Below are 12,040 nucleotides of genomic sequence, written 5' to 3'. Positions count from 1 at the left end.
TGTATTTTTATTCACAAATACTGCATGAATATTGATACTATCATGACCAGAGGTGTGTCAACAATGAAAAACAAATTACCGCCATTTATCGAGATTTACCGTGCTCTGATTGCCACACCTTCAATAAGCGCCACGGAAGAGGCACTCGATCAAAGCAATGCAGATTTAATCACTCTGCTGGCGGACTGGTTTAAAGATTTGGGCTTCAATGTGGAAGTGCAGCCCGTGCCGGGAACTCGCAACAAATTTAATATGCTGGCAAGTACCGGACAGGGAGCTGGCGGTTTGCTGCTGGCGGGGCATACCGATACGGTGCCATTTGATGACGGCCGCTGGACGCGCGATCCGTTTACGCTGACGGAGCATGACGGCAAGCTTTACGGCTTAGGCACCGCCGACATGAAAGGCTTTTTTGCGTTTATCCTCGATGCACTACGCGATGTCGACGTCACGAAACTGAAAAAACCGCTCTACATTCTGGCGACTGCCGATGAAGAGACCAGTATGGCAGGAGCGCGTTATTTTGCCGAAACTACCGCCCTGCGCCCGGATTGCGCCATCATTGGCGAACCGACGTCGCTGCAACCGGTACGCGCGCATAAAGGCCATATCTCGAACGCCATCCGTATTCAGGGCCAGTCGGGGCACTCCAGCGATCCAGCACGCGGAGTTAACGCGATCGAATTGATGCACGACGCCATCGGGCATATTTTGCAATTGCGCGATAATCTGAAAGAACGTTATCACTACGAAGCATTTACCGTGCCATACCCTACGCTCAACCTCGGGCATATTCACGGTGGCGATGCATCTAACCGTATTTGCGCTTGCTGTGAGTTGCATATGGATATTCGTCCGCTGCCAGGCATGACACTCAATGAACTTAATGGTTTGCTCAACGATGCATTGTCTCCGGTGAGCGAGCGCTGGCCGGGTCGTCTGACGGTCGACGAGCTGCATCCACCGATTCCTGGCTATGAATGCCCACCGAATCATCAACTGGTTGAAGTGGTTGAGAAATTGCTCGGAGCAAAGACCGAAGTAGTGAACTACTGTACCGAAGCGCCGTTTATTCAGACGTTATGCCCGACGCTGGTGCTGGGACCTGGCTCAATTAATCAGGCTCATCAGCCTGATGAATACCTGGAGACACGGTTTATCAAGCCCACCCGCGAACTGATCACCCAGGTGATTCACCATTTCTGCTGGCATTAAAACGTAGGCCAAACAATGTCGGATGCGATGCTTGCGCATCTTATCCGACCTACACCTTTGGTGTTACTCAAGGCGATTTTTTAACATTTCCATAAGTTACGCTTATTTAAAGCGTCGTGAATTTAATGGCGTAAATTCCTGCTATTTATTCGTTTGCTGAAGCGATTTCGCAGCATTTGACGTCATCGCTTTTACGTGGCTTTATAAAAGACGACGAAAAGCAAAGCCCGAGCATATTCGCGCCAATGCGACGTGAAGGATACAGGGCTATCAAACGATAAGATGGGGTGTCTGGGGTAATATGAACGAACAATATTCCGCATTGCGTAGTAATGTCAGTATGCTCGGCAAAGTGCTGGGGGAAACCATCAAGGATGCGTTGGGAGAACACATTCTTGAACGCGTTGAAACTATCCGTAAGTTGTCCAAATCTTCACGCGCTGGCAATGATGCTAACCGCCAGGAGTTGCTCACCACTTTACAAAATTTGTCGAACGACGAGCTGCTGCCCGTTGCGCGTGCGTTTAGTCAGTTCCTGAATCTGGCTAACACCGCCGAGCAATACCACAGCATTTCGCCGAAAGGCGAAGCAGCCAGCAATCCGGAAGTGATCGCCCGCACCCTGCGTAAACTGAAAAACCAGCCGGAACTGAGCGAAGACACCATAAAAAAAGCAGTGGAATCGCTGTCGCTGGAACTGGTCCTCACGGCTCACCCAACCGAAATTACCCGTCGTACGCTGATCCACAAAATGGTGGAAGTGAACGCCTGCTTAAAACAGCTCGACAACAAAGATATCGCCGACTACGAACATAACCAGCTGATGCGCCGCCTGCGCCAGTTGATCGCCCAGTCATGGCATACCGATGAAATCCGTAAGCTGCGCCCAAGCCCGGTAGATGAGGCCAAATGGGGCTTTGCCGTAGTAGAAAACAGCCTGTGGCAAGGCGTACCGAATTACCTGCGCGAACTGAACGAACAACTGGAAGAGAACCTCGGCTACAAACTACCCGTCGAATTTGTTCCGGTGCGTTTTACCTCGTGGATGGGCGGCGACCGCGACGGAAACCCGAACGTCACTGCCGATATCACCCGCCACGTCCTGCTGCTCAGCCGCTGGAAAGCCACCGATCTGTTCCTGAAAGATATTCAAGTTCTGGTTTCTGAACTGTCGATGGTTGAAGCAACTCCGGAACTGCTGGCGCTGGTCGGCGAAGAAGGTGCCGCAGAACCGTATCGCTATCTGATGAAAAACCTGCGTTCCCGCCTGATGGCGACACAGGCATGGCTGGAAGCGCGCCTGAAAGGTGAAGAAGTACCAAAACCAGAGGGTCTGCTGACGCAGAACGAAGAACTGTGGGAGCCGCTCTACGCTTGCTACCAGTCCCTTCAGGCGTGTGGCATGGGTATTATTGCCAACGGCGATCTGCTCGACACCCTGCGCCGCGTGAAATGTTTCGGTGTACCGCTGGTCCGTATTGATATCCGTCAGGAGAGCACCCGTCATACCGAAGCGCTGGGCGAACTGACCCGCTACCTCGGCATCGGCGACTACGAAAGCTGGTCAGAGGCCGACAAACAGGCGTTCCTGATCCGCGAACTGAACTCCAAACGCCCTCTTATGCCGCGTAACTGGCAACCGAGCGCCGAAACGCGCGAAGTACTTGATACCTGTCAGGTAATTGCTGAAGCACCGCAAGGTTCCATTGCCGCCTACGTGATCTCGATGGCAAAAACGCCGTCCGACGTACTGGCTGTACACCTGCTGCTGAAAGAAGCGGGTATTGGATTTGCGATGCCGGTTGCACCGCTGTTTGAAACCCTTGATGACCTGAACAACGCCAACGATGTCATGACCCAGTTGCTCAATATCGACTGGTATCGCGGCCTGATTCAGGGCAAACAGATGGTGATGATTGGCTATTCCGACTCAGCAAAAGATGCGGGGGTGATGGCGGCTTCCTGGGCGCAATATCAGGCACAGGATGCATTAATCAAAACCTGCGAAAAAGCGGGTATTGAACTGACGCTGTTCCACGGCCGCGGCGGTTCCATTGGTCGCGGCGGCGCACCTGCCCATGCGGCGCTGCTGTCACAACCGCCAGGAAGCCTGAAAGGCGGCCTTCGCGTGACCGAACAGGGCGAGATGATCCGCTTTAAATATGGTCTGCCAGAAATCACCGTTAGCAGCCTGTCGCTGTACACCGGGGCGATTCTGGAAGCCAACCTGCTGCCACCGCCGGAGCCGAAAGAGAGCTGGCGTCGCATTATGGATGAACTGTCAGTCATCTCCTGCGATCTCTACCGTGGCTACGTACGTGAAAACAAAGATTTTGTGCCGTACTTCCGCTCCGCTACGCCGGAACAAGAGCTGGGCAAACTGCCGTTGGGTTCACGTCCGGCGAAACGTCGCCCGACCGGCGGCGTCGAGTCACTGCGCGCCATTCCGTGGATTTTTGCCTGGACACAAAACCGCCTGATGCTCCCCGCCTGGCTGGGTGCAGGTACGGCGCTGCAAAAAGTGGTCGAAGATGGCAAGCAGAGCGAACTGGAAGCCATGTGCCGCGACTGGCCATTCTTCTCGACGCGTCTCGGCATGCTGGAGATGGTCTTCGCCAAAGCAGACCTGTGGCTGGCGGAATACTATGATCAACGTCTGGTAGACAAAGCATTGTGGCCGTTAGGTAAAGAGTTACGTAATCTGCAAGAAGAAGACATCAAAGTGGTGCTGGCGATTGCCAACGATTCTCACCTGATGGCCGATCTGCCGTGGATTGCGGAGTCTATTCAGCTGCGAAATATTTACACCGACCCACTGAACGTATTGCAGGCCGAGTTGCTGCACCGCTCCCGCCAGGCAGAAAAAGAAGGCCAGGAACCGGATCCTCGCGTCGAGCAAGCGTTAATGGTTACTATTGCCGGGATTGCGGCAGGTATGCGTAATACCGGCTAATCTTCCCCTCCTGCAAACCCTCGTGCTTTTGCGCGAGGGTTTTCTGAAATACTTCTGTTCTAACACCCTCGTTTTCAATATATTTCTGTCTGCATTTTATTCAAATTCTGGATATCCCTTCAGATATCCTTAAGGAATTGTCGTTACATTCGGCGATATTTTTTCAAGACAGGTTCTTACTATGCATTCCACAGAAGTCCAGGCTAAACCTCTTTTTAGCTGGAAAGCCCTGGGTTGGGCACTGCTCTACTTTTGGTTTTTCTCTACTCTGCTACAGGCCATTATTTACATCAGTGGTTATAGTGGCACTAACGGCATTCGCGACTCGCTGTTATTCAGTTCGCTGTGGATGATCCCGGTATTCCTCTTTCCGAAGCGGATTAAAATTATTGCCGCAGTAATCGGCGTGGTGCTATGGGCGGCCTCTCTGGCGGCGCTGTGCTACTACGTCATCTACGGTCAGGAGTTCTCGCAGAGCGTTCTGTTTGTGATGTTCGAAACCAACACCAACGAAGCCAGCGAGTATTTAAGCCAGTATTTCAGCCTGAAAATTGTGCTTATCGCGCTGGCCTATACGGCGGTGGCAGTTCTGCTGTGGACACGCCTGCGCCCGGTCTATATTCCAAAGCCGTGGCGTTATGTTGTCTCTTTTGCCCTGCTTTATGGCTTGATTCTGCATCCGATCGCCATGAATACGTTTATCAAAAACAAGCCGTTTGAGAAAACGTTGGATAACCTGGCATCGCGTATGGAGCCTGCCGCACCGTGGCAATTCCTGACCGGCTATTATCAGTATCGTCAGCAACTAAACTCGCTAACAAAGCTACTGAATGAAAATAATGCCTTGCCGCCGCTGGCTAATTTCAAAGATGAATCGGGTAACGAACCGCGCACCTTAGTGCTGGTGATTGGCGAGTCGACCCAGCGTGGACGCATGAGTCTGTACGGTTATCCGCGTGAAACCACGCCGGAGCTGGATGCGCTGCATAAAACCGATCCGAATCTGACCGTGTTTAATAACGTGGTGACGTCTCGTCCGTACACCATTGAAATCCTGCAACAGGCGCTGACTTTTGCCAATGAAAAGAACCCGGATCTGTATCTGACGCAGCCGTCGCTGATGAACATGATGAAACAGGCGGGTTATAAAACCTTCTGGATCACCAACCAGCAAACGATGACCGCCCGCAATACCATGCTGACGGTATTTTCGCGCCAGACCGACAAGCAGTACTACATGAACCAGCAACGTACGCAGAGTGCGCGTGAATACGACACCAACGTGCTGAAGCCGTTCCAGGAAGTGCTGAATGACCCTGCGCCGAAGAAACTGATCATCGTTCATCTGCTGGGTACGCATATCAAATACAAATACCGCTACCCGGAAAATCAGGGCAAGTTTGATGGCAATACCGATCATGTTCCGCCGGGACTAAGCGCAGAAGAGCTGGAGTCATATAACGATTATGATAACGCTAACCTGTATAACGATCATGTGGTTGCCAGCCTGATTAAAGACTTTAAAGCAGCAGACCCGAACGGTTTCCTGGTTTACTTCTCTGACCACGGTGAAGAGGTTTACGACACGCCGCCGCACAAAACTCAGGGGCGTAATGAGGACAACCCGACGCGTCATATGTACACCATTCCGTTCCTGCTGTGGACGTCAGAAAAATGGCAAGCGACTCATCCGCGTGATTTCTCGCAGGATGTTGATCGTAAATACAGCCTGGCGGAACTGATCCACACCTGGTCAGATTTGGCGGGCTTATCTTACGACGGTTACGATCCAACCCGTTCAGTGGTGAATCCGCAGTTCAAAGAAACTACCCGCTGGATTGGTAACCCGTACAAGAAAAACGCGCTGATCGATTACGACACTCTGCCGTATGGCGATCAGGTGGGTAATCAGTAAATGACCTTTGTATCGCGTCTGGCACTATTTGCCGGATGCGATACTGGCACAATGTTTACATCGAACTCCCATCAGGCCACACTTTTCAGGTGGCCTTTTTTCATAATGCCAGTTACTGTTTTCCCGTCTATGTACCTAAGGGAATAACATGTATCACGACGTCAGCTATCTGCTCTCCCGCCTGATCAACGGCCCGCTGTCGCTGCGCCAGATTTACTTTGCCAGCAGCAACGGTCCGGCGCCCGATCTTGCGTATCAGGTCGATTTTCCACGGCTGGAAATAGTGCTGGAAGGTGAATTTGTTGATACCGGCGCTGGCGCAACGTTAGTTCCCGGCGATGTGCTGTACGTTCCCGCTGGCGGCTGGAATTTCCCACAATGGCAAGCCCCCGCGACCACCTTTAGCGTGCTGTTTGGCAAACAGCAACTCGGTTTCAGCGTCGTGCAATGGGATGGCAAACAGTATCAAAATCTGGCGAAGCAACACGTCGCCCGACGCGGCCCGCGCATTGGTTCTTTTCTGCTACAAACGCTCAATGAAATGCAAATGCAGCCACAGGAGCAGCAAACGGCAAGGCTTATCGTCGCCAGCCTGCTTAGCCACTGCCGCGATTTGCTTGGCAGCCAAATCCAGACCGCCTCACGCAGCCAGGCACTATTCGAAGCTATTCGCGATTATATCGACGAACGCTATGCCTCCGCGCTTACCCGCGAATCTGTCGCACAGGCGTTCTATATTTCGCCAAATTACCTCTCGCACCTGTTTCAAAAAACGGGGGCCATTGGTTTTAACGAATACCTGAATCACACGCGACTGGAACACGCTAAGACGTTATTGAAAGGCTATGACCTGAAGGTAAAAGAAGTGGCGCACGCCTGCGGCTTTGTTGACAGCAACTACTTCTGCCGTCTGTTTCGTAAAAACACCGAACGCTCGCCGTCGGAATATCGTCGGCAATACCATAGCCAACTGACAGAAAAATCGACTACTCCAGAATAAGATGGGTTTGCTGCGGCGCAGAAAGCACTTTGCGCACCGCGCTCATTACCCGCTGCGGCTCACGCAGGAATGCGTAGATGCTGCATTGCACATAGCGGCAATGTTCAAATCGCTCGGCACCGGCAAGCTCGATATCCGTAATTAACAGCGCAACATCCGCCCGACGGATATCCTCGTCCGCTAAACGATTCTCCGTCCCCAGCGCGCCCTGAGTTTCAATGCTGACGCCCCACTTCTCTAACTGGCACAACTTTTCCAGCCGTTCCGCCGCCATATAAGTATGCGCCACGCCACTGACGCAGGCGGTTACTGCCACCAGGTATGCCATTTTAACCTCCCACGGTAACCTGAAATCCGGCCCGTTCTGCCATGTCACGCATCGTTGCCACATCAGCTGACGACGGCGCAGCAACATCTTTCATCGACCATGTTTTCCCCAGCAGACGGTATTTCGGTTCGCCGTACTGATGAAACGGCAACAGATGGATCTGCCTGATATTCAGCGGGATCAGCACGTCCAGCGCCTGCTGCATATTCTCCCGACTGAGCGTGAAACCTGGGATCAGCGGTAAACGCGGTATCACGTTGACACCCTCACTCACCAGCAAACGCAGGTTCTCCAGCACGCGCGGCAGGTTCATCTTCACCACATCCCGCGCCTGAGTTGCATCCATTATTTTTAAATCGAACAACACTTCATCGCACAATTTCGCCAGCGGTAACAGCTTGCTGGCTGGCGCGTCTCCGGCAGTTTCGATGGCGCATGACACGCCCCACAATCGCAGCCGTTGCAAAAAACGGGTAGCAAACTCCGCCTGCATTAGCACTTCACCGCCAGAAAGCGTGACGCCGCCGCCAGACGTGCGAAAGAAAATGTCATCTTTCATCACTTCCCGTTCCAGCGCGTCGAGGCTGATATCACGACCAATCCGTTCAAACGCGCCGGAGGGACATTCATCCGCATCGCGCAAACATTTCGCGCAGTGCAGACATTTCGCCTCTCTGCGTACCGTCTGGATTTTGCCGGAGATCGACTCCGGATTAGCACACCACGGGCAAAGATGCGGACAGCCTTTAAAAAATACCACCGTACGAATGCCCTCGCCGTCATTCAGTGAATAACGCTGAATGTTGAAAATGCGCGCCACATCATCGCGGCGCGTTTCCACAACGTTACAGCTGATGCGCTGTCCGGCGGATGATGTCATCCTGGATCTCCTTCGACAATTCGACAAAGAAGGCGCTGTATCCGGCTACGCGCACCACCAGCCCGGCATAGTCCTGTGGGCGCTGTTGGGCTTCCCGCAACGTGTCAGCGTTCACCACGTTAAACTGAATATGCTGTAACTTAAGCTGGGTAAATGCCCGTAAGAAGTCGGCTAGTTTGCGTAATCCCGCTTCACCTTCCAGGGTCGCCGGAGTGAATTTCACGTTCAGCAATGTACCGTTAGAAAGCAGCGTGTTATCGAGCTTGCTGACTGATTTCAGTACCGCCGTTGGTCCTTGTGCGTCCTGGCCCAGCATGGGTGACAAGCCTCCGTCTGCCAGTTGTTCCCCGGCAAAACGACCGTCTGGCGTCGCACCAACCACCGCTCCCAACGGGACATGAGCAGAAACGGTATACGATCCTGGCGTGAAGTAGCCACCGCGCGGGTTCTGGTAATTTTCCACTTCTTTGCAGTAATGACGCAGGAGTTCGGCGCTAATGTTATCCACCTCGTCGATATCGTTACCGTATTTCTCAAAGCGGTTAATTAAGCGAGCGCGGACTTTTTCGCCTTCTGGCGTTGCGAAGTTGGCTTTTAATACCGACAGCAATTCGTCAAAACTTAAACGCTGTTGCTCAAAAACCATCCCTTTCAACGCATGGAGAGAATCGCTCAGGTTGGCGATACCGATCCCCTGTACGCCGGAGAAGTTATAACGCGCGCCGCCATCGGTAATATCGCGGCCATTTTCCAGACAATCGCTGATAAACGACGAGAGCAGCGGTACAGGAGCCCAGTCACGATGGCCGATATCACAAATATTGCTGCCTTCAACCATCAGGGTGATGTAGTGGCTGATCTTGACGCGGATCTGTTCCAGCAAACCTTCATAACTCAGCGCGGCATTGCCTTCATTTTCATGCAAGCAGATTTCCATCACTTTCAGCAGGTTAAACATCGCGATGTCATGCAAGCCGTAGGTTCTGCCAGGAATAGATAATTCCACGCAGCCCACTACGGAATAGTCGCGCGCATCTTCCAGCGAAACGCCACGGTTGAGGAACGCTGGCACCACCACTTCATCGTTAAAGATTTGCGGAATCCCCGTGCCGAGGCGGATGGTTTCTGCGGTTTTCATCAGGAAAGGCGTGTCGATCAAGGCGTTAGTGCGCACGCCGAGGTTCGGTTGCGGCAATTGCACGCTTTGATAAGCATCGAGACAGAGGAACGAAAGCACGTTCACTGCGCTACGTCCGTTCTCGGTTAACCCACCGAGCAGGGCGGTATAGCCGGTTGGGAAACCTGCGAAATAACGCGCGCTGCTGGTGGAGCGCAACAGCACGATGTCATTGCATTTCACCCATAAAGATTCGAGCAGTTCTTTCAGGAACGCCGGATCTTCGCCCTGGGTTAATGATGCCTGATAGAAAGGCAACATATACTGGTCGAAGCGCCCTAAAGACAGCGAGCTGGCGTTGGATTCGTATTGCAGAATGATGTTCATGTACCAGAACAACTGACACGCCTGCCAGAATGTCTGCGGCTTATGTTCGGCGTTATGGCGGGAGTTCTCCGCGATAGTCAGCAGTTCTTCGCGACGCTGGGCATCGGTGCAGTTTGCCGCCATCGTTTCCGCCAGTTCGGCGTAACGCAAAATGTGTTTCTGCGAGGCTTCGAGCAATAACAGCGCAGCCTGATAAAAGTGATTCTCCGGCTGTTGCTGGCAATGTTGCTGCATCTGCGCCACCAGCTCACCCAGCCCGTGATTCAGCAGGCGCGGGTAATCAATAATGATGTGCCCCTGGCCTTTATCTGTCTGGTTGATACTGAAAATCTGCGTGCTGGTCGCGGCTTTTACTTCATCCGTCATCTGCCCGTTAATAAAATCTTTCATCGAGCGTTTTTCCCAGTATGGGAACAGCTCTTCGCGGTAGATACGTTTATCTTCTTCACTAATGGCGAAGCGGTCCTGCGGTCGCGTCGGAAATTGATCCAGCTCTTTCAGCAGCCAGTAAGGGTCCATTTCCGGCGACATAATCCCGGCGCGCGGTTTTACGGTACGGTTACCAGCAATCAGTTCTTCATCACGAATCGAAATTTCAACATGTTCAAGGATATACGCTGTTGCTTTCGCCCGGCGCAATATCACTGGATCGCCTTCGGTTTGCCGATGGCTGGCGGTATAAAGCAGCGCCCGCTCCAGCGAGATTTCACGGGTATTAGCAAACAGTGCAGTTTTAAGGCGAGAGATACGATTCGTCATGAGGAACTCCTGTGGGGAAGCGAACCCGCCCTTGCGAGCGGGATAAGGACTTAAGCGGTTTGTGCCAGGTGAGCTTCAATTTTGCTCATAATGGCGTCAGCACGTTTTACCGCGTCGCTGATGTTGACGCGCACAATGGTCTTGCCAGCAAAACGCTCTTCAAACTTGATGCCGATATCTTTGGTCAGAATCACCATATCGGCGCTCGCCACGTCTTCCGCAGTCAGTTCATTTTCCAGACCAATCGAGCCCTGAGTTTCTACTTTCACTTCCCAACCTTTCGCTTTCGCGGCACTTTCCAGCGCCTCTGCCGCCATATAAGTATGGGCAACACCAGATGGACATGCGGTTACTGCAATAATTTTCGTCATGGCTCGTTCCTCAATTAATTAATTTCAAAATCCAGATCCAGGTCGTCTTCCTTCTCATCAGTCGAAGGCCCATTTTTACGCGCCAGACTTTTCAGCACGTTCACACAAACTGCTGTCACTACTGCCCCGACAGCCACTGCTGCGATATAACCCAGCTTGCCTTCAACCACAGGCAGCACAATCAGACCACCCCAGCCTGCATAGCACTGCGCACCGACCAGCGCCGCAGTCACTGCACCACAAACTGAACCGACCATGATGGAAGGAATGACACGCAGCGGATCGGCAGCGGCGAAAGGAATCGCCCCTTCAGTAACACCAACGCACCCCATCACCAGCGCCGCTTTGCCGGTTTCGCGCTCTTCTGCAGAGAAATTTTTACGACCAATCAGCGTCGCCAGCCCCATGCCCAACGGTGGAACACAAATCCCAACAGCGGCAATAGCCACCACGGTATAAACACCCTGAGCAACGCAAATCAGCATGAAGGCATAGGCCACTTTGTTAACCGGACCGCCCATATCGAACGCCAGCATCAGCCCCATGATCACCGCCAGCATAACAATGCTGCCCTGCTGCATCCCCTGTAGCCACTGAGTCAGGCTGTTGGTCAACGCACCCACCGGCTCGCCCAGTCCCCACATCATGACACCAGCGGTAATCAGTGTGCCGACGATCGGAATGATGAAGATTGGCATCACCGAGCGCAGAACTTTATGCACCGGAATTTTCTTCAGATAATGCACCACGATGCCGCCGATAATCCCTGCGATCAGCGCACCAAAGAAGCCCGCGCCAAAGCTGTTACCAACCCAGGCACCGATGGCGCACGGAGCCAGCGCAGAACGTTCTGCAATGGAATAACCGATGTACGCTGCGAGGAAAGGCACCATCAGCGTCAACCCCGCAACGCCGATATCAAACAGTTTTTTTAGATTCGGATCGGCTACGGCATCCGGCACTGCGCCTTTGCCATACAACATGACGGAAACCGCCAGCAAAATACCGCCCGATACCACGAAGGGAATCATATGTGAAACGCCCGTCATTAAATGCTGACGGGTATTTTTCAGGATCTGCACCAACTCATTCATAAGCTGCTCCCGGGCTTGCAA

9 protein-coding genes are annotated in these 12,040 nt (G+C 52.8%); 4 read left to right on the top strand and 5 right to left on the bottom strand.

Annotated features, from left to right (window positions below; all coding sequences use genetic code 11):
• Positions 1-63: 63 nt before the first annotated feature.
• From argE to QUE74_RS24610, 4 genes are all read left to right on the top strand, one after another.
• Positions 64-1,215 (top strand): acetylornithine deacetylase, encoded by a 1,152-nt coding sequence (gene argE / locus QUE74_RS24625; RefSeq protein ID WP_001355357.1) that lies wholly within the window; start codon positions 64-66, stop codon positions 1,213-1,215.
• A 301-nt stretch (positions 1,216-1,516) separates the two neighbouring features.
• Positions 1,517-4,168 carry a phosphoenolpyruvate carboxylase gene (gene ppc, locus QUE74_RS24620; RefSeq protein WP_001005599.1) on the top strand — a complete coding sequence of 884 codons (2,652 nt, stop codon included), beginning with the start codon at positions 1,517-1,519 and terminating at the stop codon, positions 4,166-4,168.
• A 181-nt stretch (positions 4,169-4,349) separates the two neighbouring features.
• Positions 4,350-6,083 carry a phosphoethanolamine transferase CptA gene (locus tag QUE74_RS24615; protein ID WP_000556323.1) on the top strand — a complete coding sequence of 578 codons (1,734 nt, stop codon included), beginning with the start codon at positions 4,350-4,352 and terminating at the stop codon, positions 6,081-6,083.
• 148 nt (positions 6,084-6,231) lie between these two features.
• Positions 6,232-7,083, top strand: coding sequence for an AraC family transcriptional regulator (locus QUE74_RS24610; protein WP_000274609.1), 852 nt, complete (start codon positions 6,232-6,234; stop codon positions 7,081-7,083).
• On the opposite strand, the gene QUE74_RS24605 is transcribed toward QUE74_RS24610, so the two are convergent.
• The 5 genes from QUE74_RS24605 to QUE74_RS24585 are packed head-to-tail and all read right to left on the bottom strand — an operon-like array spanning position 7,070 to position 12,019.
• Positions 7,070-7,411 carry a PTS fructose-like transporter subunit IIB gene (locus QUE74_RS24605; protein WP_000323849.1) on the bottom strand — a complete coding sequence of 114 codons (342 nt, stop codon included), beginning with the start codon at positions 7,409-7,411 and terminating at the stop codon, positions 7,070-7,072. The genes QUE74_RS24610 and QUE74_RS24605 overlap by 14 nt on opposite strands.
• A 1-nt stretch (position 7,412) precedes the next feature.
• The gene (locus QUE74_RS24600; protein ID WP_000204103.1) at positions 7,413-8,291 is read right to left on the bottom strand and encodes a [formate-C-acetyltransferase]-activating enzyme; all 879 of its coding nucleotides are present in this window, start codon (positions 8,289-8,291) and stop codon (positions 7,413-7,415) included.
• Positions 8,257-10,554, bottom strand: a complete 2,298-nt coding sequence (locus QUE74_RS24595; RefSeq protein WP_000184795.1) for a formate C-acetyltransferase — start codon at positions 10,552-10,554, stop codon at positions 8,257-8,259. Before QUE74_RS24595 ends, QUE74_RS24600 begins: the two co-directional genes overlap by 35 nt.
• A gap of 50 nt (positions 10,555-10,604) precedes the next feature.
• A complete protein-coding gene (locus tag QUE74_RS24590; RefSeq protein WP_000161265.1) occupies positions 10,605-10,925 on the bottom strand; it encodes a PTS fructose-like transporter subunit IIB in 321 nt (106 codons plus the stop codon).
• Positions 10,926-10,939: 14 nt separating this feature from the next.
• Entirely contained in the window at positions 10,940-12,019 is a 1,080-nt protein-coding gene (locus tag QUE74_RS24585; RefSeq protein ID WP_001004468.1) for a PTS fructose transporter subunit EIIC, read from the bottom strand.
• Positions 12,020-12,040: the final 21 nt, after the last annotated feature.

Source organism: Escherichia sp. 10290 (assembly GCF_030295155.1).
Taxonomy (GTDB): Bacteria; Pseudomonadota; Gammaproteobacteria; order Enterobacterales; family Enterobacteriaceae; genus Escherichia; species Escherichia coli_F.
The sequence above is the reverse complement of the archived record's forward strand: the minus strand, read 5'-3'. Positions and strand labels throughout refer to the sequence as shown.